This window comes from Planctomycetota bacterium (assembly GCA_035574235.1).
Taxonomy (GTDB): Bacteria; Planctomycetota; MHYJ01; order MHYJ01; family JACPRB01; genus DATLZA01.
This window is the reverse complement of record DATLZA010000075.1, coordinates 1-21,509: the sequence shown is the minus strand read 5'-3', so window position 1 is coordinate 21,509 and position 21,509 is coordinate 1. Positions and strand designations below refer to the sequence as shown.

Here is a 21,509-nt window from a genome sequence, read left to right as displayed (position 1 = left end):
TCTCCCTCCGGAAAGAGCCTCACTATAATACCCCGGGAAAGGCCGGAATGAAAGTCACCGACTTCACCTACGCGCTCCCTCCGGAGCTCATCGCCCAGGAGCCCCTGCCCCGCCGGGACGCTTCCCGGCTCATGGTGCTCCACCGCGCCGCCGGCCGCTGGGAACACCGGACGTTCCCCGACATCGTCTCGTACCTCAGGGACGAAACCGTCTACCTCAACGACACCCGCGTGATCCCCGCCCGCCTGCCCCTCCTGCGCGAGACGGGAGGACGGGTCGAGGCGCTCCTGGTGCGGCGCCTCGGGGAACGGCGCTGGACGGCGCTCCTGGACGCGGGCGGCAAGCTCCGGCCGGGCGAGCGCCTGCGGGTGGAGGAGCGCTCCTGGGCGCGGATCGCCGAAAAGGAAGGCGACCGCTGGGTCCTCGAATTCGACGAAGAGCCGGACCTCGCCCGGCTGGGACGCCCGCCGCTTCCCCCCTACATCCGGCGCGCCGCGGAACCCCGCGACTGGGAACGCTACCAGACCGTCTTCGCCACAAAGGAAGGCTCCATCGCCGCGCCCACCGCGGGGCTTCATTTCACCCCCGAAATCCTCGCGCAACTCCGGACCCGCCGCATCACCCTGCACGTCGGCGTGGGCACCTTCAAGCCCGTCAAGGTCGAAGAGATCGAGGATCATCGGATGGAAGCCGAGTACTTCGAGATCCCCGAGCCCCCCGAAGGACCCGTGGCGGCGGTGGGCACCACCACCTGCCGGGCCCTGGAAACCTGGGCGCGGACGGGCCGCACCTCCGGCTGGACGGACCTCTTCATCCGCCCGCCCTTCGAGTTCAAGGCGGTCAAGGCGCTCCTGACCAACTTCCACCTGCCCCGAAGCACGCTGCTCATGCTCGTCTGCGCCTTCGCGGGACGCGACCTGGTCCTGGCCGCCTACGAGGAGGCGGTGCGCGAGCGCTACCGCTTCTTCAGCTACGGGGACGCGATGCTGATCCTCTGAGCGCGTCAGGCGAAAAGGACCGGCAGCCGGTGCGCCGCGCTCGCCTCGCAGAGCTTGCGCAGGAGCACGAACGTGAACTTCGGCCAGAATCCTTCCGACGTCCCGAAGCGGGACTCGTAGATCGCGATGTCCCGCTCCGTCGCGTCCAGGTAGTCCACCATCTTGCGGATCGCGAAGGTCTCGTCGATCCGCAGCCGCGCGTTGATCTCCTCGAGCTCGGCGCGGGCGCGAAGCGAGCTGGCCACGGGAAACGGCTCCTCGCCCCCGCCCGGGGAGACCGACAGGGGACGGGCGAATTCCACGGGGATGAGCAGGCACGGGCGGTCCCGCAGCGCGAAAAGATGCGGCCAGGGGTCTCCCGCTTGGGCGCCTTCGGCGGCCCCGCGGACGTAGGTCTTGAACTCCTTGACGAGCCCCATGCGGGCCACGCGCAGGTTGCACACGCACTCCCCCTCCCGCGCGTCCCACCCCTGGGGATCGGCCCCGGCTTCCTTCAAGCCCCGGCGGACGCCCGCGACGATCCGCTCGAGGCGCCGCCGCTCCCTCCGGCGCTCGAAGAATCCCATGCGCGATTTCAGGCGTTCGAACGTGCGCCAGAAGGGCTCCACCCGGGCGTTGAAACCGACGTCGCGCGCGACCCGGAAGAGGGTCGTGTCGCCGGCCCGGCGCGCGCTGTCCTGAGATCCCGCTCCCGCCATGGCGCCCCGGCCGTCACTTCTTGCGGAATCGTCGCGTGATCTCGTCCAGCTTCGAGATCCGGCGGGTCGTCACCCGGCCCAGCCGGCGGGTGGTCGCATGGGGATCCGCCGGCGGACGGCCCGCGGGATCCTGCCCCATGAACCGTCCCACCGCGGTGTCCTGCTCCTCCGGCCGGTACTCGAGGGAACGGAAGCCTTCGATCTGCTCGCGGATGTCGTCGACGAGCTCCCGCGGCGTGGCGTACCGCAGGTCCTTGTCCTTGGACATCATCCGCTCGATGAAGTAATGCATGTGCCGGGAGAGACGGCGGTTCTTGATCTCGCTCGAATTGAGGGCCTCCATGACCTGCTTGGCCATGACCTCGAGCGAATCGGCGCCCGTGAAGGGAAGTTCCCCCATGACCATGTGATACAGCGTCGCTCCCAGCGAATAGATATCCGCCCGGACGTCCAGGTCGTTCTGCCCGCGCGCCTGTTCGGGGCTCATGTACTGGACGGTGCCGCTGGTGGTTTCCTCCTCCCCTCCCGAGCCGCTCCCCATGGGCTGCGCGAAGCCCAGATCCAGAACCTTCACGCGGCCGTCCTTGCAAAGAAAGATGTTGCCGGGCTTGATGTCCCGGTGGACGTAGCCCCGCGACTGAATGTAATCGATGGCCTGCGCGGCCTCCAAAATGATCTCGAGCGCGCGCGCCTCGGAAAATTTCTTCTCGCGGTCCAGCGCCTCCTGCGCCGTCTCGCCCTCCAGAAACTCCATGACGAGGTACGGCAGCGGCCCCATGAGCCCCTGCGCGTAGCCCTTGACGAGATTGGGATGATCGAACTCGACGAGCAGCTCCGCCTCGCGCCGGAAACGCCGCGCGGCCTTTTCATCCCGGGCGAGCGAGGGGTGAAGGACCTTCAGGGCCACGGAGCGGCGGGCCGCCGCTTCCTCGGCCAGGAAAACGGTGGCGGTTCCGCCGACCCCGAGCTTGCCCGTGATCCGGATGCCGGGAATCGGCTCCTGCGGATCCCGGGGCGCCGCGGAGGCGGGCGGCGGAGACGCCGCCGCCGTCCGGCGCGTCGTCACCTTGCGGGCGGCCTCCCCCAGGATCCGGATCTGCTCGGCCGTCAGAAGACCCCGCTCCGAGACGATTTCCTCGATCGTCCGTCGGGCCCCTTCCGCCTGCCCGCGGAACTCGGCCAGGCACTGGGCGGCGTCTTCGTGCGTCAGGAAACGGTTCTTGGAGGCGATCGCCAGGAAGACCGTTTCGTAGTTGGACATGCGTCAGGAAATTCTAGCCCTCCGGAGCATGAGGCGTCAATGGCCGCGTCGCGCAAAAAAGACCCACCCGCTACTTCCCCGGCTTCCGGCACACGTCGAAAAAATCGAAAACGGCCGGCAGGGAGTTGACGCCGATGGAATAGTGGTCGTCGTCCGGGTACTCGACGTAACGCAGCCGTTTCAGGACCCGCTGGGCCCGGCGGGCCCACTCTCGGGCTCGTTCGACAGGCACCCCCCGATCCCGCGCGGCCGCGACGAAGAGCACCGGCAGCGAAACCGCCCGTTCCAGCGGCACCGCCGAAGGATCCGGCGGAATCCCCGCCACGGGCGCCGCCGCCGCGAAGAGATCCGGATGACGCGTCCCCAGGATCCAGGTTCCGTGCGCCCCCATCGAGTGTCCGGTCAAGAACACCGGCTCCGAAGCCGCTCCCCAAAGAAGCTTCACGCGCTCGACGACGTCGAGGACGTCCCTTCCCCCGTTTCCTTCGTATCCCGCCATCGGCCCGCGCCCCCGGGGACAAACCAGCACGTATCCCCGCTCCTGACCCAGTTTCTTGAAAAGATTTCCCCCGCCGCGCGGCTCGGGATACCGGTCGAAATACGTGTTCTCGTCGCATCCGGCGCCGTGAAGCGCCACCACGGCCGGACGCGGAGAGCCGGACACGCCTCCCGACGGAACGAAAACCCGAAACGGCTGGAGCGTTCCGTCCACCGGCGACCGATACGCCAGACGCAAATCCCCCGCGCGCCCGGCCAGGGGATCCTTTCCCGCCTCCAGGGCCTTCGCCATCGCCTCCAGATCCGGCATATCCCGCTCGGGATCGACCGGATCCGTTTCCCAATCGACATCTCCCTGTCCCGCCCAACGGACCAGAAGCGCGGTCATCGGCCGCAGGGATTGAACGAGCGTCCCGACGAACTCCCGCCGGGCGCGCTCCAGAACCTCGAGTTTCCAGGTCACGCTCTCGATCGCCGTCCGCCGCCGGACGTCCGCCGACACCCGGGGATCAGCGGACATCCTGTCCACGAGCTTCCGCAGCCGACCGATCCTCTCGGCAATGCCCGGAACGATGCGGAACCGCCGGCGCCCCTCCGCGAGAATCCGTCCGTCGCGAGCCTTCAGGCGATAAGCCGCCTCGAAGAGTCCCGCCTTCAGGGCACGGCAGGGAATCGCAAGTTCCCGAGGGCGCGGGGCCCCTTCCCCGCCGAGTTCCCCCAGAGGCTTGAGCACACGGCCCGCCCCGTCCAGAAGCGTCACCTCGAGGCTCGTCGCGGCGATCTTCGGCCCTTCCGGACGGACCCGCACGGATTCCCCCGGTTCCGCCAGCGCCCGGTCGAGCACGACGTTAAGGTCGATCGCTTCGTCGATCGCTTCGTCCACCCGAAGCCCCCGGAGCCGGTGAACCGCGCGAAGGGCGGATCGATACGCCCGCGCCGCGTCCCCGGCCTGGAAGGCGCCTGCGGCCTCCGCCGCCGCCCCCCATACGTCCGGAGGAACGCGGTTTTCCCGGCGCGCCTCCTCGAACATCCCCAAGGCCAGCATTCCGACCACGGCCAGCTCGTCCTTCGAAGGATCCGTGCGGGCCGGTTCCTGGACGCTCCCGGTCGCCGCCCCCACGGTCCCCCAGCACGCCGCCGCCAGCAACCATCGCATCGGCCAGGCTCCTCCCGAGAGAACACCGCATCCGGAATATCCTCTCACCTTAGACCGTCGCGGGCGCCGCCGGGGTTCGCGGCCGGCGGAGAAATTGGGCCTGTACGGGAGAAGACGGGACGCTATAATGATGTCAATCCGCTTTCGCGAGGACGCCGCCGTGGTGCCGATGGAACTGGCCCGCATCATCATCAGCGAAACCAGCGACGAACAGGTCATCGTCCTCAAGGAGGTCAACGGAGAGCGCGCCTTTCCCATCGTCATCGGAATCTGGGAGGCCGTGGCCATCGATCGGAACCTCAAAGGCAAGAAGACCCCCCGCCCCATGACCCACGACCTTCTCGAAAACGTCATCCACGGACTGGATTCCAAGCTCGAACGCATCGTGGTCACGGAACTTCGGGACCGCACCTTCTACGCCAAGCTCATCCTCCGGCGAAACGGCAAGACGGTCGAGATCGATTCGCGCCCCAGCGACGCGATCGCGCTGGCCGTCCAGATGCGCGCGCCGATCTACGTGGAGGAGTCGGTCCTCGAAGAGGTCACGCCCGGGCCGGGCATGGGCGGATCCCCGGACGCCGGCCCTGAAGAGGAGGGGGAGCAGGACGCCGAAGAGCGGTAGCCCCGGGCGTCGCCACCCCGTCGAGCCCCGTTTCCGGTCGTTCCCCGCGGCCAAGACCGGGGGGCCTTTCTCTCAGCGCCGGCGCGAAAGAACCAGCCCCAGCGCCCCCGCGTGGTACAGCAGAATGTCGTTCAGGCCGTCGCTGTTGACGTCCAGGACGTGAAGCGACTTCGGCGCGCGTTCCAGGCTGATCGTCCAGTGAGCCGTCCCGTCGAATCCGATCCGCCGGCCGGCCGGAGTCTCCCGCACCACCCCCGGATGGATCCGAAGCTCCGCCGTCTTCGGATCCACCGCCACCATGTCCGGCCGGCCGTCCCCCGACAAGTCCCCGCGCACGAACACCAGCGGCACCGCCCCGGCCCCCGTCTTGTCGAGATCGGCGCGGCGGACCAGGATCTGCTTCTCGTACACCGGGTCCGGCAGAAACGAGCGCCGCTCGGGATCGAACTGAAACACCTCGTACGTGATCGGCACGTCCCCCAGGACGAACGCCTCCACCGCCTTCTTCATGAGGTCCGTCCGCAGCCGCGACGTCACGCAGTCGAGCTTGCCGTCCAGGTCCATGTCCACGAACTCCGGATCGATCGAGACGCCGTCGATCGCGATCCGGCGGTCCGGAAGGAAGTTCCCCTTCCCCGTCCCGAGATGCAGATAAATGCTCGTGCGGATGCTCTCCCAGAGCCCCAGCGTCCCCTGAATCTTCGTGACCACGAGGTCCGCCATCCCGTCCCGGTCGATGTCCACGAACCGGATGAGCGAAAGGTTCACGCTGTCCTTGCGCGGCTCGTCCCGGAGCGTCGGCACCGCGTAGGAAATCCGGTACGGCCGCTGCGACGGGAACACCCCCGGTTCCTTCTGGAGGAAGTAGGTGATCGTGTCCCCCCGCACCAGCACGAGATCGCTCAGCCCGTCCCCGTTGATGTCCACCGCCTCCAGGCGGGGCAGCTCCGCCGTCGCGACGAAGAGGGAGGGCGACACCTCGATCCGTTCCGCGTACCGGGCCGTTCCCAGCGCCCGCGGCGCGCCGGCGGCCAGGTCCGCCTCGAGCCTCGCCACCCGCCCGAAAACGCCGGGCGCCGTCTGAAAGTACACGCGATAGCCGTCCTCGACCGGCACCACGAGGTCGTGTTTTCCGTCCCGGTCCAGGTCCGTGACCCAATGCCAGACCGAAATCTGCCGGGGCGACGGCGAACGGTAAAACGTCCGCGTGTGGATAAGCTTCAGGGGAACCTCGGCGGGCCCCTTCGGTGTCCACGGGTAGACATAAACGCCGTCTTCGGCGATGAAGCCGACCTCGACGCCCCCCCCCGGGAGGAAGTCCCCGAAAACGAGCGCGCACGCCCGGTCGCTCAGGGGCCAGAGAAAGTCCGGGGTCTCCCCATAGGAGCCCTCGCGCTGAAGGTGCAGCGCCGCCCACCGCTCCGGCGGCTCGGCGTCGAAGTGGACGGACGAGTTGAAGACGTCCCCGCGACCGTCTCCGTCGAAGTCGTACGTGAGCGTGTCCGCGCGGCGACCGTGGACGGGCAGGTACTGCAGCCGGAATTCGATCCCGGCCGGAGCGTCTTCCCCGGTGGCTGCGGGCCACGTCGCGCCCAGGAGGATCAGAACCGCCGCTCTCGGGGCCACGCCGCGATCATAGACCGCCGGGCCGGATGACTCAAGGGCGGGCGCTCTGCTATAATCCGCCCTCTTCCATGAGCGCCCCCGGCCGGATCGAATTCGGCGGCACCGACGAGGAACTGGAACGGTTCCTGCGGGAATTCGCCCGCGCCGTCGGCGGCGGGGCGGCCCGCGAGCCCGGAGGCAAAGCCTGGGGCGTCGCGGGAGGGGCGCTCCTGTCGGTCAACCCGAACGCCGCTCCCTGGCGGGTGCGCGTGGCCCGGGAACCCGACGGCGCGCTCTCCCTGCGCCCGTCGGCCATCGCGGCCCCGTGGACGCGCCGCAAGGCCGGTCGGCTCGTGGCCTTCCGGCAGGGACAGCTGGCCGACTTCCTCACGGGGCGCCTCCGGGGACGCCGCCCGGAGGACTTCGACGCCGACCGCCTGCGCGCGCCGCTGGCCGCGTTCGGAACCGATCCCGGGGCGATCGCCGCCGGCTTCGCCTGGGCGACGGCCTCCGGGCTGGGAGCCCTGGCCGGCGCGCTTCTGGCCGCCGCGGCGGCGTCGCTGGCCCCCTCGATCCGCGCCTTCGGCGAGATCGCCGCGCGCTCGCGCGCGCTCGAAGCCGTGGGCGCCATCCCTCTTCCCCCGCCGGCGGAGCTTTCCTCCGCGGGACCGCTCTTTTTCGCCGGAGTCGCCTTCCTCTTCGGATTCCCCCTCGGCTTCTTCGCCGGACTCGTCCACGCGGCGGCGCTTCTGGCGGGCGAGATCTGGCTCGCGGCCGCGCGGCTGGCGCAGGTTTCGTTCCTCTTCCTGGCGATCTTTCTCTCGGCCGCCTTTTTCCCCTTCGTTTCCGTGGCCGCCGTGCCGCTCGCGCTGCTCGTTCCGCTCGGAGCGCACGCGGGGTATACGCTCGTCTGGGGCGCGCGCCGCGAGCGCGTCCGCGAGGGCCCCCGCGGGCCGCGCCGCACCGCCGTCCTCGGGACGGTCCTGGCCCTCGGACTGGCCGCCGCGCTCGTCCCGCGCCCCGTGGACGCCCGGGAACTCCTCGACCGGCTGGCGCTCTTCCGCGACCGCGCGCTTCTGGGCCACGCCCCGGGCCGCGCGCTCGCCCGCGCCTACTACCGGCATACGCTCTACGCGGCCGATCCCCTCAAGGAGTTCTTTTCCCTCGATCCCTCCCGGCCCGCCCGCGCCGTGCGCCTGGCGCGCGTGACGGACGCCCGCGCGCCGACCTTTCGGACGCTCGGCTTCGTTCCCGTCCCCGAGGGCGTTCCGTACGACGTCGAAGCCGTCCCCGAGGGGGTCCGCTCCGGAGACGTCTTCGTCCCCTGCGCCTCCGACCGCCGGTCGCTCGCCGAGGCGCTCGACCGCCTGAGCCGCGAAACGTTCCGCGGCGGGACCCTCCGGGAGGCCGCGGGACTCGGGTGGCGGGCGGTCTATCACGCGGGGCCGCTCGTGGCGGCGGCCGCGTTCGTCGGCGTGTGCTGCCCGTTCGTCGCGATCCTGTACCGGGCGATGAGCCGCCGGGCGGCTTCCGCGGCGATCCTGGCGTGTCTTCTTTCGACCGCGGGGCTCATGGTGTGGGGCGACGCGCGCGCCCGGGACGATCTGGACCGCCTGCGGGAACTCCGCGACCGTCCTTCCCCCGGCCGGATCGCCGAGGCGCTGGCTCATCCCTCCGCCGCCCTCCGCCACGAGGCGGCCTACCGCGCGTTCCGGCTGAAGGAAGGACACGCGGCGCTCGTCGAGGCGCTCCTTCGGGCGGCCGACGACCCCGACCTGCGCGTGCGCCTCTGGGCCTGCGCGGCGCTCGGCAAGACGGGCGACCCGCGGGCCCTCCCCCGGCTCCTGGAACGCCTCCGCGACCGGGAGTTCTTCGTGCGTTACCGGGCGGCGGAAGGGCTGGGATTTCTCCGGCGGCCGGAGGCCGAAGGCGCGCTCGTCGCGCTCATGAAAGAGGGCAGCTGGTACGAGGGGCTTCTGGCGCTCGAGGCGCTGCGGCGGATCGCGCCCGACAAATATTGAGGGAGCGGGATTCGCATGGATCCTCTTTCCCCCTGGACGTACGGCCGCCGGAACCTCCGCCGGATCCTGCCTCTTTTCATCATCCTGGCCTTCGTCGTCATGCTTGTCGTGGCGATCCTGACCGCCCTCGGCGGCCTCAAAGAATCCGCCCTCGCCTACACGCGGGAGTTCGATCACTGGACGGTCCTTTTTCCCCGGCGGGACACGCGGATTTCCGCTTCCACGCGCGCCGCGCTCGAGGCGCATCCGGCCGTCGAGCGCCTGATCGACTCCCGCAACTGCTTCGCGCGGGTGCGCACGCTCATCGGTCCCGTCCCGTACCACCTGCGGGCCGTGCGGCGGGAGGAAGCGGAGTTCCTCCTGGCCCGCGCCGGCAACCGCCTCAAGGAAGGAAGCCTTCCGCGACCGGGCACGAGCGAGGTGGCGCTCCACGAGAATCTGATGAAGGCCAACGGGTGGACCCTCGGCGCCGAGTTCGGAATGGAGGTGACGGAGGACGACTGGATGCCCGGACGGTTCCGCGTGGTGGGGATTCTCGAGGGGCCGACGCCCCTGGGGCTGGCCTCGTTCGAGTATCTGGACAACCCGCTTCTTTATCCCTTTTCCGCCAAGCTCTGGGAGCGGCTCATCGTGGTCGCGCGCCCGGGGCGGCTCGCGGAGCTCAACGCCTTTCTGCGGACGCTTCCGGACGTCAAACCCTGGGACCGGGAACGCGCGGTCGAGGAGGTTTCCGAGGCGTTCGACCGGATTGTCCTCATCTTCAACTTCATCTCGGGGCTCCTCATCGTCGTGGTCTCCGGCGTGGTGGGGCTGCTCCACAACATCTTCTTCGCGCAGCGTCTGGACGAGTTCGCGATTCTCCTGGCGATCGGCCACACGCGCCGGCGCCTCCTCGGGAAGGCGCTCGCCGAAACGGCCGGGCTGATGGCCTTCTCCTGGGCGGCGGGGCTGGCGCTGGCGCTGGCGGCCCTGGAGACCTTCCGGCAGGCGGTGCTCCTGCCGCGGGGCATCTCGCCCCCGGCGGCGCAGGCGGGGCCGGTCCTCGTCTCCCTGGCGCTGCCCCTGGTGGCGCAGGCTTTCGCGGGAGTCACGGTCTTCGGCCGCCTGAGAAAGCTCGATCCCGTGACGATCATCGAGCGGAGGGGCTCATGATCCGGGCCGAGGGGGTGCGGCTGACCTATCGCGACGGCGGCGCCGCGGTGCGCGCGGTGGACGGCGTTTCGCTCGAAGTGCGCGCCGGCGAGTTCGTGGGAATTCTCGGTCCCAGCGGCTCGGGGAAAAGCTCGCTTCTCTATCTCTTGGCGGGGCTCAAGATCCCCACGGAGGGACGGGTGCTCTTCCGCGACATGGACACCGCGGCGCTCGACGCCGACGGCCGCGCGGCGCTCCGGCGGACGCACTTCGGCTTCGTCTTCCAGAGCCCCTTCCTCATTCCTTACCTGACGGCGCTGGAGAACGTCCGCGCGGGGGGCGAGGGCCCGGCGGAGCGCCTCCTCGAGGAGCTCGGGGTGGCCCATTGCCGCGACACGTTCCCCTGGCGGATGTCCGCCGGGGAACGCCAGCGCGTCTCCATCGCGCGGGCCGTGGTGCACGGGCCCGCCGTGGTGTTCGCCGACGAGCCCACGGCGGCCCTCGACCGGGCGAACGCCGAGCGGGTCATGGAGTGCCTTCGGCGGGCGGCCCGCGGAGGCGCGCTTTTCGTCGTTACCCACGATGAAGCGATCCTTCGGGGAGCCTCCCGGATCCTGCGGATGGAGGCGGGGCGGCTGGTCTGAACGGGGACGCGTCAGAAGAAGTCCGCGACGCGCACGGTGAGTCCCGGAAGGATCTCGGAGGCGAACGACTGATCCTCCCGGTACACCCGGGTGCGGCGAGGGCTGCCGAATTCGTGAATCTCCACCGTGCGCGGCGCGGGATCCACGATCCAGTACTCCCGGATTCCCGAGCGCCGATAAAGCTCCAGTTTCGGACCCCGATCGAGCGCCGCCGTCGAAGGCGACGTCACCTCCACCACCAGATCCGGAGCCCCCTGAATGTTCCGGGACCCCACGATCGAAAGGCGGTGGCTCGCAATGAACAGAAGATCGGGCTCCACGATGTCGTGCTCGGAAAGGACCACGTCCGTCGGGGCCACGAAAACTTTTCCCAGGTTGCGGGCCTTGACGTGGCTCCTCACCAGATCGAGGACGTTCAGAAGCACCGTTTGGTGCTCGGGCGTGGGAGCCGGCGTCATGAACTCTTCCCCCTCGATGATCTCGTGGCGGAACCCGTCGTCCGGGATCCGGGCGAAGTCCTCGTAGGTGAGCTTGCGGACGGCGGCCGTCATGGTCCCATGATAAGCGAACGGGCGGCGCGGTGTCAAAGCGGCCGGGGACCGCCCTTACGCCCGGGCCTTGGCCGCGGACTTCCGCGCGGAAGGGCCGACTTCGTAGTAGTCGAGCCAACCGGCGTACTTGGGGTGACGCCCCAGAACCACGTCGAAGAAGCGTTCCTGGAGGCGGCGGGTGACGGGACCCGGCGCGCCGGAGCCGATCGTCCGCCCGTCCACTTCGCGGATGGGGGTGACCTCCGCGGCCGTGCCCGTGAAGAAGGCCTCGTCGGCGATGTACAGCTCGTCGCGGCTGAAGCGCTGCTCGACGACTTCGATCCCCTCGTCGGCGGCCAGGCGCAGGATCGTGTCCCGCGTGATCCCCGGGAGCACGCACGTCAGCGGCGCGGTCTTCACCCGGCCGTCCCGCACGATGAAGAGATTCTCGCCGGACCCTTCGGCGCAATAGCCCTCGGTGTCCAGCATGATCGCCTCGTCGAAGCCCAGAGCCTTGGCCTCCCGCTTGGCCAGGATGCCGGTGGCGTAGTTGCCGGTGAGCTTGGCGCGGGTCATGATCGTGTTGGGCTGGAAGCGGGTGTAGGAGGAGATCTTCGCGCGGATGCCTTTCTTGAGCGCCTCTTCGCCCAGATAGGCGCCCCACGACCAGGTGGCGATGAAGACCCGGATCGGATTGTCCTGGGGATGGACCCCCATGACGCCCTCTCCGATGTAGGCCACGGGCCGGATGTATCCGGCCCGCAGTCCGTTGGCCGCCAGCGTCTCCTTGCAGGCGGCCGCCAGCTCGTCGAGCGTATAGGGCAGCTTCATCTGGCCGATGTGGCACGAGTCGGCCAGGCGTCGCAGGTGGTCGGCCAGCCGGAAGACCGCCGAGCGGCCGTCGTGGGTCTCGTAGGAGCGGATTCCTTCGAAGGCCGCCAGGCCGTAATGCAGGCTGTGGGTCAGCACATGGACGCGCGCTTCGTCCCAGGGCACGAGCTTCCCGTCCATCCAGATGACGCTCAGCTTCTGGACCACGGCCGTCTCCGCCGACAAAAAAAGGCCTTCCCTGGAATCATCTCCCCACGAGCTTCAGGAAGGCCGGTTCGTCCACCACCCTTATACCAAGTTTGCGCGCCTTGTCAAGTTTGGCCCCCGCCCCCTCCCCGGCCACCACGAGCGTGGCGCTTTTGGAGACGCTGTCGGCCACCCGCCCGCCGTGCTCCAGGACGAGCCGCTTGGCCTCGTCGCGCGTCAGCGTTTCGAGCCCGCCGGTAAACACCACCACTTCCCCGGCCAGGCGATCGCTCTTGGGGCGCGGCCGCTCGAACTCGATCCCGTGCGCCCGAAGCCGCCGGATCACCTCGCGGTTCCGGGCGTCCGCGAAGAAGTCGCGGATCGATTCGGCCACCTTGGGCCCCACGTCCGGAACCCCCTGGAGGTCCTCCTCCGAAGCCTCCATGAGCTTCTCGAGCGAGCCGAAATGATCCGCCAGCGCCCGCGCGGTGGCTTCGCCCACGTGCTTGATCCCGAGCGCGTTCAGAAACCGCGCCAGCGTCGTCTTCTTGGAACGCGCGATCGCCTCGAGCATGTTGCCGGCGAGCTTCTCCCCCATGCGCTCCAGCCCCAGGAGCTTCTCGCGCGTCAGCTCGTAGAGATCGGGCAGCGACCGCACCAGGCCCCGGTCCACGAACTGGTCGATCCATTCCGGACCCAGGCCCGGGATGTCCATCGCCGCACGCGAGCAGAAGTGGTCGATCGCCCCCTTGAGCTGCGCCGGACAGGCGAAGGAGTTCGAGCAGAAGACGTCCGCCTCCGTGCGCACCGTGCGGCCGCCGCAGACGGGACAGGCCTTCGGGGCCTCGATCGGCCGCGCGTCCGGCGGCCGGCGGGCGGGGATCACCTTGACGACGTACGGAATGACGTCCCCCGAACGGGTGACGAGCACCGTATCGCCGATCCGCACGTCCAGCTTCTCGATCTGCGCGGGGTTGTGGAGCGTGGCGTTGGCCACGGTGACCCCCCCGATCGGCACGGGCCGCAGGCGCGCGACCGGCGTGAGCTTCCCCGTCCGGCCCACCTGCCAGTCCACCGCCAGGACCTGCGTGGTCTCCTCGCGCGCGGGAAACTTCCAGGCCACCGCCCAGCGGGGACTCTTGGAGCGTACCCCGAGCGCCTCCCGCAGGCCGTAATCGAAAACCTTCACGACCACGCCGTCGATCTCGTAATCGAGCGCGTCGCGCTCCGCCAGCGTCCGCTTCCAGTAGGCCTCCAGGCCCTCCACGGAATCCGTCACTTCGAAGGGCACGACCGGAAAGCGCAGCGACCGCAGGCGCTCCATCGCCTCCCCGTGATCGCGGAAACGGACCCCGCGCACGGCGCCGACCCCGTGGGCCATGAACCGCAGGGGCCGGGACGCCGTCACCGCCGGATCGAGCTGCTTGATCGAACCCGCCGCGAGATTCCGGGGGTTGGCGAAGGGCGGCAGGCCCTTCTCGACCTGCCGGCGGTTGAGCTCCTTGAAGTCGGAAATCCGGATGTACGCCTCGCCGCGCACCTCGAGAAGCTCCGGCGCCCCCTCGAGCCGCAGCGGAACCGAGCGGATCGTGCGCACCGTGTGGGTGACGTTCTCCCCCACGCGGCCGTCCCCCCGCGTGGCCGCCGTCACCAGGACGCCCCGCTCGTAGACGAGCGAGAGCGAATCGCCGTCGATCTTGTGTTCCGCCGTAAAACGCCAGGCGCCCGGCGCCCCTCCGAGCTCCCGCTCCATCTGCTGAATCCAGGCGCGCACGTCCTCGACCGTGTAGGCCTTCTCGAGGGAAAGCAGGGGAAGCCGATGCTCCACCTTCTCGAACTTCTCGAGCGGCCTGCCTCCCACCTTCTGAGTGGGCGAGTCCGGCGTCCTCAGCTCCGGGTGCCGCTCCTCGAGCGCGCGCAGTTCGTCGTACAGGCGGTCGTACTCGGCGTCGGAGATCTCCGGATCGGAAAGGACATAGTAACGATAGTTATGGTGCTCGATCCGGCGGCGCAGATCGTCATAGCGCGCCCGGAGGTCGGGGGGAAGGTCCGGCATGGATATCCTCGATCTCGCTGGACTCATCCGTCCGGCAGCGCCGCCACCAGCGCCTTGAACGCCCGCCCGCGCTCCGCGAAGTTGCGGAACATGTCCCAGCTGGCGCAGGCGGGAGAGAGCAGCACCGTCTCTCCCGGACGGGCCGGAACCCGGACCGCCTCCTCCAGGGATTCCGCCCGGACGATCTCCGGAACGCGCGCCTGGGCCCGGAGAGCGGCTTCCAGGGCGGGCGCGGTCTGGCCGATCAGGACGCAGGCGCGCACCGGCCGCTCCGCCACGGCGCGGGCCAGCGCGTCGAACGGCGTCTTCTTGTCGTATCCGCCCAGGATGAGGACGAACGGTCCCGGCAGGGTTTCCAGCGCCGCCACCGTCGCCTCCGGGTCGGTGGCCTTGGAATCGTTGTAGTAGCGCACGCCGCGCTTTTCGGCCACGAATTCCAGCCGGTGCTCCACCCCCGGGAAGGTCGAGAAAACCTCCTCGCACGCCTCGCGCCAGCCCTCCCAGCGCCCGCCCGCGGCGGCGAAGGAGGCGGCCGCCGCGGCCGCCATGTTGTCGAGATTGAAGGCGCCCGGAAGGCGGCGCCGCGAGACGTCGATCGCGAACCGCGCGCCCGTGGTGTAAAAGAGGATCTGGTCCCCCTGAACGAACGCCCCGCGGGCGGGCCGCTCGCGGCGGCTGAAAAAGTACGTGCGGGAGGGGGAGGCGGAACGGAATTCCCTCACGAGCGGATCGTCCGCGTTGAGGACTTTGGCGTCCCCTTCCCGCTGGTGGGCCACGATCTGCCGCTTGGCAGCCGCGTAGTTTTCCATCGTCCCGTGGCGGTCCAGGTGGTTGGGCGAGAGATTGAGAACCGCTCCCACCGAAGGACTCCGGCGCAGAACGCCGAGGTTCTCGAGCTGGAAACTCGAAAGCTCCAGAACCACCCGGTCGTCCGGCCCGATCTCGTCCACGTGCTCCAGGAGCGATCCGCCGATGTTCCCGCCCACCCACACGCGCGGCAGGCCCCGCCGCAGGATCTCTCCGAGGAGCGTCGTCGTCGTGGTCTTGCCGTTGGAACCCGTGACCCCCACCACGGTGCGCGCCCGGCAGAGCTTGAAGAAGAGATTCATCTCCGTCTCGAGCGCCCGCGCCAGGCGCAGCCACGGCGAGCTTTCGGGAACGGCGGGATTGACGACCACGAGGTCCGCGTCACGGAAATCGGCTTCGTCGTGCCCCCCGAGACGCAGGCGCACCGGAAGGTCCCGCAGCTCCGCCACCGACTCGCGCAGCTCGTGCTCGGTCTTGAGGTCCGTCACGGTGACCCGCGCGCCGCGGCGGACCAGGAAGCGGGCCACGCCCACGCCGCCGCCGAAGAGGCCCAGCCCCATGACGGTGACGCGCCGGCCCTCCAGGGGCGGAATATCCGGAATGAACGCAAGCGCCATCGGGCTACCGGGGCGAAACCCCCGCCTTCTCGCGCATCTCCCGGGCGCGCGCGCGGATCTCCTCGCGCTCTTCGGCGGTGGGCGCCGCCGGCTCCAGAACGTACGACAGCTCCGTCCGGTCCCGGATCGTGAAGGGCACCAGGACGTCCGTGATGAAGTCCAGGGGGAAATACTGCCACCAGGGGGGGTTGAGCGTCACGATCTCGCGGACCAGGCGGTACTTCTGAAGCTCCAGGACGATCTCGCGCTTGCCGTACCAGACGTAGGGGATCTCGCAGGGCGTCACGCCCATCCGCTGGTCGTCCAGATACACCACCGCCCCCGGGGGGTCGCTGCGGACGTAGATCGTGCGCTCCACGCAGCCGCAGAGAAGAACGAACGCCACCGGCGTCCAGGAGCGGCGGGCCATGGGCCCCGATTGAACCAGAAACCGGCGGCCGGCGCAACCGGCCGCGCGCGATGTTGACGCCTCCCAAGACGGGGTGCGATAATTGAGTTTATGAAAGCCCTCCTCCTTGGCGCAGGATACGCCACCCGCCTCTATCCTCTGACGAAGGACCGCCCGAAGCCTCTGCTCCCCGTGGCCGGCGTGCCGATCCTCACCCGGATCTGCGAGCAGGTCTTCAAAGTCAAGGATCTGGACCGGATCTACGTCGTCTCCAACCACCGGTTCGCGGCGCATTACTACGGCTGGCTCCGGGATTACCAGGAGCAGCGCGCCTTCCCCGTGCCCGTCGAGATCTACGACGACCTCACCCAAAGCCCCGACGACCGCCTCGGCGCCATCGGGGACATCCAGTTCGTGATCCGCAACGCCAAAGTCGAAGACGACCTCCTCGTGATCGCCGGAGACAACCTCTTCGAGTTCTCGCTTCAGGACTTCGCGGCGTTCGGCCGGTCGCGGGGGGCCGCGGTGTGCCTGAAGGATCTGGGGCGCAAGGAGAAAGTTTCTCTCTACGGCGCCGTGGAAATCGACAAAAACGGGAGAATCGTCGGCTTCGAGGAAAAGCCCCCGAAGCCCCGGACGACCCTGATCTCGATCGGCGTCTACTACTTCCCCAAAATCCACCTTCCGCTCTTCCAGGAGTTCCTCGACGAGGGCAAAGGAAAGGACGCTCCCGGCTATTATCTGCAATGGCTCCACCCGCGGATCCCCGTCTATGGATATGTGGTGGAAGGAAGCTGGTTCGATATCGGCGACATCGATTCCTACAACGCCGCCAACGAAATGATGCTGACCCGGGGGCCGTCATGAGAACGACCGCCGCGCCGATCCTCCTGGCCGCCGCGCTCGGCGGCTGCTATTACGACCGCCCCAATCCGTGGGACACGAGCGGCCAGGAAGAAGCGCTTCAGGAAAAGACCTACGAGGATTGGCGCCTGGAGCTCTCGGAGGTCTTCCACCCGCCCCGCCACGAGCCCGCGGCGCTCACGCCCCCGGAGGTCGAGGCCTGGAGGGACACGGTCCTGAGCCATGCCGACGGCGAAACCCTGGAGCGCCTGCGCGCCGGGCTGCGGGAGCGGATCGCCGCGCTGGAGGCGCGCCTGGCGGAACTCTCCCGGCGCCCCGAACCGGCTGTCCGGGAGCAGCTTCGGGAAACCGCCTGGCGGCTTTACGTGGACCGGCTGCGGCTGCGGCTGGCGGACGAGCGCGCGGCCCGCGGAGCGGGCTAATCGGCCACGAGATCGATCACCGCCACTTCCGGGCGCGCCAGAAACCGCACCGGAATTCCCTCCGTGCCGAGCCCGCGGTTGACATACATGGGCACGTCCCCGACCCGGTAGAGCCCCCGCTCGTACCGCTTGTGGTGCCGGGAGAACGTCAGAATCGCCCCCCAAAAGGGGAGGCCGATCTGCCCCCCGTGCGTGTGGCCGCACAGAAAGAGATCCACCCGCTGGCCCGGGTCCCGCAGCGCCAGCTCATCGGCGCCGTCGGGAGAGTGATGGAGGTAAATCGTGAAGGCGTCGTCCTCGAGGCCCGCCAGAAGCTCGCGAAGCCTCTTGCCCGGGTAGACGGACTGCCCCACGAGCCGCAGCGGCCGTCCCTTCCCCGTCAGAAGATGCGTGTCGTCCTCCAGCAGCCGGGCGCCCGCCCGCCCGAAGAGATCCCGCACCGGAAACTTCAAGTCCCGGTGACCCGGAACTCCGAGGACCCCGAACGGAGCCTCCGCCTTCAGGAGCTCCAGAAACGTCCGCAGTTCCCCACCCGCCTCTCGGACGTTCATGCAGTCGCCGGTCAGAAGGACGAGGTGAGGTCGGGCCGCCCGGACCGCTTCGACGGCGCGCTCTTCACGACGCCCCAGGCGCTCCAGGTGCAGGTCCGAGAGGTGGACGATCCGGAACCGCTCGTGCCCGAGGACGGCGCGGCCCGCCCGGATCTCCGTGCGGGTGGTCTCGACCCAATCGCGCTCGATCGCCGCCCCGTATGCCGTCGCACCCGCAAAAACCAGGAGGGTCGCCGCCGACGAGATCCAGGCGGCCGGACGGTCGATCCAGGATCTCAGGTCCGCGGGAATCCACCCCCGGCGTCGGGCCAAGGCGCGAAAGAGGAAGGTCGCCAGAACGACAACGGCCGCCAGCGGGGCGGCGACGAGAAAGCACAGCAGGATCGCCGCGTCGAGGGGCACCACCGCATCTACGGCCGGACTTCGGGCCTAGGGCTGCTGGGCGGCCGCTTCGCGGCGCTGACGCTCGGCGGCCTCCGTGCAGCGGGTCCAGCCCTCCCAAGCCTCGTCGTTGTACGGGTCCGTCCAGAGGACGTCCTCGTAGCGGGCGGCCGCGCGGCCATAGTCGCCGCGGGCCTCGTAGAGGCGCGCGAGTTCCAGGTTGGCCCGGCCGCGCACGGGACCGTGGAGCAGACCCTCCAGGGCGCGCTCCAGGCGCGCGATCGCCTCGTCGGATTTCCCGTCCGAGACGGCCGCGAAGCCCGCGCCCACGTCCGCCAGGGTCGCCTCGCTGTAGGCGGCCGGATGGAGGACGTCCACGTAATGAACCTCCACGAAGGGACGCTGCTCGAAGTCCCCCATGACGCGGCCGCGCAGCCGCACCAGCGCGAAGCGACGCAGCGAGAGCAGCTCCTCCATGTCCTGGTTGTCCTTGTTCATATAGAGGGTGGGCACCGAACGCAGCCGCTGTTCCGGGACCCACAGCTCCGCCTCCGCCGGCCATGCCGAGAAACCGAAGTAGTCTTCCGGACGGAACGTGCTGTAGAACGAGACGAAGATCTGTTCGTCCAGGCGGTTCACGACGGCGTCGAATTCCACGTCCATGAGCTTGAAACTGGAGGGATGAGCCGCGATCGCCCCGAGGGTCGTGTGCTTGTAGACCTTGTCCGGAGCGATCTTGAAGTTGCGGCCGCTCTGGTCGGCCAGGCGTTCGAGGTCGCCGTGCCAGTAGGTGCAGGCCCCCAGGGCCGAGCACAGCGCCAACACCCCCCACCGCCGAACGCCGGACCGGATCATAGTCCCTCCCTAGACGAGTATGCGAGATAACTCTAACACACCGGGACGGGTTGTCAACGTCCAAACCGCCCCCCGGCCAGGACGTTTAAACTCCATGCACCGGCGCCGCCGCGACGAGGGCGCGATCGCCCTCATCCTGGCCCTTTTGGTCCTCATCGTCCTGGCCCTCGTCGTGACCCAGATGAGCGCCACCTCGGTGCACAACCGGACCGTGTCGGAGAATCACCTGGCGGATCTCCAGAACACCTACGGGACGCGCTCGGGGTACGCCCACGCGCGGCTCCTGCTCGAGGCGGACCTCGAGGAAGGAGCGGAGGCGGACACTTTACACGAGCGATGGGCGGCGCCGCTTTCGATCGAAGTCGGGCGGGCGCAGGTGGAGGTGTCGATCCGCGACGCCGAGCGGGCGCTCAACCTCTCGGCTCTGGTCAACGACAAGGGGGAGCCCAACGCCCCCGTCGTCGCGGCCCTGCGGCGGCTGGTGGAGCTTCTGGGGCATCCGGCGGACGTGGCCGACCGGATCGTGGACTATGTGGACGCGGACGGCCGCGGCGGGTTCGAAACGCGGGCGCGCAACCGGCGCCTCATGGACGTGGACGAGCTGCTCCGGATCGAGGGGCTCGGCCCCGAAGTGCTCTACGGCGTTCCCGAGAAGGAAGACGCCCCCCGGGGGCTTCTCGAGTTCGTCACGGTGTGGCCCGCGCAGGGAACCTGGAGCGTAAACGTCAACACCGCCCCGCCGGAGGTGCTGCGGGCGCTGTCGGACGAGATGACCGCTCCGGTCGCGGCGGCGATCGCGGCGTGGCGGACGGGTCGGGGCGCGGACGGGCGCCCCCAGGAATTCCGCCGGGTCGAGGACCTCAAGCAGGTTTCGGGGATGACCGACGAGATCTTCTCGTCCCTTCAGGGGTTCCTCGCGGTACGCTCGTCCGTCTTCGAGGTGCGCGCGCGCAGCCGGGTGGGTCGGGTGGAGAAGGCGTGGCTCTACGTCGTGCAGAGAGCGGCGGGGCAGGGGCAGCGGCCGGGGTCGCTGAAGCTCCTGGCGTCGCGGCGGATGAACGATCTGGTGACCGCGCGGCCGCCCGAGGAGCGGTAGCTCACACCTCCAGGGTCATCCCTTCGCGGGCCATGACGACCTTGGCGCGGATCCGGTCGCGGACGGCGCGGCGGCGGGCTTCCCGCTCGAGGGCGGCCAGGGTCTTGTCGTCGTGGGTCGGCTCGTGGTGGAAGAGCACCAGCGTGCGCGCGGCGCTCTCGCGGGCCAGGGCGAGAACGTGGGAGATCGAGCTGTGGCCCCAGCCGCGCTTGGACTCGTATTCTTCGTCCGTATACTGCGCGTCGGCCACGAGGACGTCCACGTCGCGGCAGAAGTCCACGACCTTGCGGTTGCATTCCTGGATGAAGTCGGCGCGGCGGCGGACGGACGTTTCGCGGCCGCCGGGGCGGTCGGCCGGCACGTCGTAGTAGGGTTCGTTGTCGCCGGTGTAGATCGCGGACTTTCCGCCGCGCGAAAACCGGTAGGCCAGGACGCGGATCGGGTGGTTCATGGACTTCGTGGAGACTTCGAAGTCGCCGATGCGGAAGGTCTCTTCCTCGAGCTCGGTGAACTTGACGCGCGCGGCCAGCTCCACGCCCCGGACGGGGAAGTAGCTGTACTGCATCTGGAACATGAGGGCGTCCTCGAGGGATTTTTCCAGGGCGCGGGGGCCGTAGACGAAAAGTTCGTTGCCGGGAACATAGATGGGGGCGAAGAAGGGGAAGCCCTGGATATGGTCCCAGTGGGTATGGCTGAGGAAAAGGTGAATGCGAAGGGGCCGTTTCTGGGCCACGAGTTCCTGGCCCAGTTCCCGGATGCCGGTGCCGGCGTCGAGGATGACGACGTCGGGGCCCCCGAGGACCTGGATGCAGGAGGTGTTGCCGCCGAAGCGGGCGGTGGCGGGGCCGGGGCACGGAATGGATCCGCGGACGCCCCAGAATTTGAGTTTCATGGAAGGGTAGGCGAAGGATACTCCACCGGAAAAACGGTTGTCAAGGGACGCGGCGGGAGCCTAAATGGGGCGGATGCGGATTCCGGCGGCGAGCGTGATCCTGGCGGCGGCGGGCCGGGGGGAGCGTCTGGGCGCGCGCGTGCCCAAGGCGCTCGTCTCCCTGGCGGGGCGGCCGATGTTCGAGCACAGCGTGGAGACGTTCGCGTCGCTGCCGTTCGTGCGGGAGATCGTGCTCGTGGTTCCGCCCGGCTGGAGGGCGCGTGTGGAGCGCCTGTGGGGGGCGCGGTTGCGCCGTCGCAAGGTGACGCGGATCGTGGCGGGAGGGCGGCGGCGGCAGGATTCGGTGCGGGCGGGGCTGGCGGCGGCGGCGTGTCCGCTGGTGCTCGTGCACGACGCGGC

The 21,509-nt window shown here is 69.3% G+C and carries 21 protein-coding genes; 9 read left to right on the top strand and 12 right to left on the bottom strand.

Annotated features, from left to right (window positions below; translation table 11 throughout):
- Positions 1 to 47: 47 nt before the first annotated feature.
- On the top strand, positions 48 to 998 hold the full coding sequence (gene queA, locus VNO22_06150) for a tRNA preQ1(34) S-adenosylmethionine ribosyltransferase-isomerase QueA (protein HXG60932.1): 951 nt from the start codon (positions 48 to 50) through the stop codon (positions 996 to 998).
- Positions 999 to 1,003: 5 nt separating this feature from the next.
- On the opposite strand, the gene VNO22_06145 is transcribed toward queA, so the two are convergent.
- The 3 genes from VNO22_06145 to VNO22_06135 form a co-directional block, all read right to left on the bottom strand.
- Complete coding sequence (locus tag VNO22_06145) at positions 1,004 to 1,696, bottom strand: hypothetical protein (protein HXG60931.1); 693 nt, start codon at positions 1,694 to 1,696, stop codon at positions 1,004 to 1,006.
- Positions 1,697 to 1,709: 13 nt separating this feature from the next.
- The gene (locus VNO22_06140; GenBank protein ID HXG60930.1) at positions 1,710 to 2,957 is read right to left on the bottom strand and encodes a serine/threonine-protein kinase; all 1,248 of its coding nucleotides are present in this window, start codon (positions 2,955 to 2,957) and stop codon (positions 1,710 to 1,712) included.
- A 70-nt stretch (positions 2,958 to 3,027) separates the two neighbouring features.
- Complete coding sequence (locus VNO22_06135) at positions 3,028 to 4,611, bottom strand: hypothetical protein (GenBank protein ID HXG60929.1); 1,584 nt, start codon at positions 4,609 to 4,611, stop codon at positions 3,028 to 3,030.
- Between the two features lie 127 nt (positions 4,612 to 4,738).
- Between VNO22_06135 and VNO22_06130 the strand changes: the two genes are divergently transcribed.
- A complete protein-coding gene (locus VNO22_06130) occupies positions 4,739 to 5,233 on the top strand; it encodes a bifunctional nuclease family protein (GenBank protein HXG60928.1) in 495 nt (164 codons plus the stop codon).
- A 72-nt stretch (positions 5,234 to 5,305) separates the two neighbouring features.
- Here the strand turns inward: VNO22_06130 and VNO22_06125 are convergent, their stop codons facing one another.
- Positions 5,306 to 6,859: a VCBS repeat-containing protein gene (locus tag VNO22_06125; GenBank protein HXG60927.1), complete on the bottom strand. Its 1,554-nt coding sequence runs from the start codon at positions 6,857 to 6,859 to the stop codon at positions 5,306 to 5,308.
- A gap of 68 nt (positions 6,860 to 6,927) precedes the next feature.
- Between VNO22_06125 and VNO22_06120 the strand changes: the two genes are divergently transcribed.
- The 3 genes from VNO22_06120 to VNO22_06110 are packed head-to-tail and all read left to right on the top strand — an operon-like array spanning position 6,928 to position 10,634.
- Positions 6,928 to 8,859, top strand: coding sequence for a HEAT repeat domain-containing protein (locus VNO22_06120; GenBank protein HXG60926.1), 1,932 nt, complete (start codon positions 6,928 to 6,930; stop codon positions 8,857 to 8,859).
- 15 nt (positions 8,860 to 8,874) lie between these two features.
- Positions 8,875 to 10,011 (top strand): FtsX-like permease family protein, encoded by a 1,137-nt coding sequence (locus VNO22_06115; protein HXG60925.1) that lies wholly within the window; start codon positions 8,875 to 8,877, stop codon positions 10,009 to 10,011.
- Positions 10,008 to 10,634 carry an ABC transporter ATP-binding protein gene (locus tag VNO22_06110; protein HXG60924.1) on the top strand — a complete coding sequence of 209 codons (627 nt, stop codon included), beginning with the start codon at positions 10,008 to 10,010 and terminating at the stop codon, positions 10,632 to 10,634. Before VNO22_06115 ends, VNO22_06110 begins: the two co-directional genes overlap by 4 nt.
- A gap of 11 nt (positions 10,635 to 10,645) precedes the next feature.
- Here the strand turns inward: VNO22_06110 and VNO22_06105 are convergent, their stop codons facing one another.
- Genes VNO22_06105 through VNO22_06085 form a run of 5 tightly spaced genes read right to left on the bottom strand, consistent with a single transcriptional unit; the run spans position 10,646 to position 16,070 of the window.
- Complete coding sequence (locus tag VNO22_06105) at positions 10,646 to 11,185, bottom strand: Uma2 family endonuclease (protein ID HXG60923.1); 540 nt, start codon at positions 11,183 to 11,185, stop codon at positions 10,646 to 10,648.
- Positions 11,186 to 11,239: 54 nt separating this feature from the next.
- Positions 11,240 to 12,202 (bottom strand): branched-chain amino acid transaminase, encoded by a 963-nt coding sequence (locus VNO22_06100; GenBank protein HXG60922.1) that lies wholly within the window; start codon positions 12,200 to 12,202, stop codon positions 11,240 to 11,242.
- Positions 12,203 to 12,239: 37 nt separating this feature from the next.
- Positions 12,240 to 14,237, bottom strand: a complete 1,998-nt coding sequence (gene ligA, locus VNO22_06095) for an NAD-dependent DNA ligase LigA (protein HXG60921.1) — start codon at positions 14,235 to 14,237, stop codon at positions 12,240 to 12,242.
- A gap of 23 nt (positions 14,238 to 14,260) precedes the next feature.
- Positions 14,261 to 15,661 carry a UDP-N-acetylmuramoyl-L-alanine--D-glutamate ligase gene (gene murD, locus VNO22_06090; GenBank protein HXG60920.1) on the bottom strand — a complete coding sequence of 467 codons (1,401 nt, stop codon included), beginning with the start codon at positions 15,659 to 15,661 and terminating at the stop codon, positions 14,261 to 14,263.
- 4 nt (positions 15,662 to 15,665) lie between these two features.
- Positions 15,666 to 16,070 carry a PEGA domain-containing protein gene (locus tag VNO22_06085; GenBank protein HXG60919.1) on the bottom strand — a complete coding sequence of 135 codons (405 nt, stop codon included), beginning with the start codon at positions 16,068 to 16,070 and terminating at the stop codon, positions 15,666 to 15,668.
- A 90-nt stretch (positions 16,071 to 16,160) separates the two neighbouring features.
- Between VNO22_06085 and VNO22_06080 the strand changes: the two genes are divergently transcribed.
- Both VNO22_06080 and VNO22_06075 read left to right on the top strand, forming a co-directional pair.
- Positions 16,161 to 16,916: a nucleotidyltransferase family protein gene (locus VNO22_06080; protein HXG60918.1), complete on the top strand. Its 756-nt coding sequence runs from the start codon at positions 16,161 to 16,163 to the stop codon at positions 16,914 to 16,916.
- A complete protein-coding gene (locus tag VNO22_06075) occupies positions 16,913 to 17,335 on the top strand; it encodes a hypothetical protein (GenBank protein ID HXG60917.1) in 423 nt (140 codons plus the stop codon). Before VNO22_06080 ends, VNO22_06075 begins: the two co-directional genes overlap by 4 nt.
- On the opposite strand, the gene VNO22_06070 is transcribed toward VNO22_06075, so the two are convergent.
- Both VNO22_06070 and VNO22_06065 read right to left on the bottom strand, forming a co-directional pair.
- Positions 17,332 to 18,288: a metallophosphoesterase gene (locus tag VNO22_06070; GenBank protein HXG60916.1), complete on the bottom strand. Its 957-nt coding sequence runs from the start codon at positions 18,286 to 18,288 to the stop codon at positions 17,332 to 17,334. The two genes, VNO22_06075 and VNO22_06070, sit on opposite strands and share 4 nt — an antisense overlap.
- A gap of 27 nt (positions 18,289 to 18,315) precedes the next feature.
- Positions 18,316 to 19,122, bottom strand: coding sequence for a hypothetical protein (locus VNO22_06065; protein ID HXG60915.1), 807 nt, complete (start codon positions 19,120 to 19,122; stop codon positions 18,316 to 18,318).
- A 94-nt stretch (positions 19,123 to 19,216) separates the two neighbouring features.
- On the opposite strand from VNO22_06065, the gene gspK reads away from it, so the two are divergent.
- The gene (gene gspK / locus VNO22_06060; GenBank protein ID HXG60914.1) at positions 19,217 to 20,218 is read left to right on the top strand and encodes a type II secretion system minor pseudopilin GspK; all 1,002 of its coding nucleotides are present in this window, start codon (positions 19,217 to 19,219) and stop codon (positions 20,216 to 20,218) included.
- A 1-nt stretch (position 20,219) separates the two neighbouring features.
- Here gspK and VNO22_06055 read toward each other — a convergent pair whose 3' ends face one another.
- Complete coding sequence (locus VNO22_06055; GenBank protein ID HXG60913.1) at positions 20,220 to 21,110, bottom strand: MBL fold metallo-hydrolase; 891 nt, start codon at positions 21,108 to 21,110, stop codon at positions 20,220 to 20,222.
- 73 nt (positions 21,111 to 21,183) lie between these two features.
- On the opposite strand from VNO22_06055, the gene VNO22_06050 reads away from it, so the two are divergent.
- A partial coding sequence (locus VNO22_06050; GenBank protein HXG60912.1) for a 2-C-methyl-D-erythritol 4-phosphate cytidylyltransferase occupies positions 21,184 to 21,509 on the top strand: 326 nt, incomplete at its 3' end.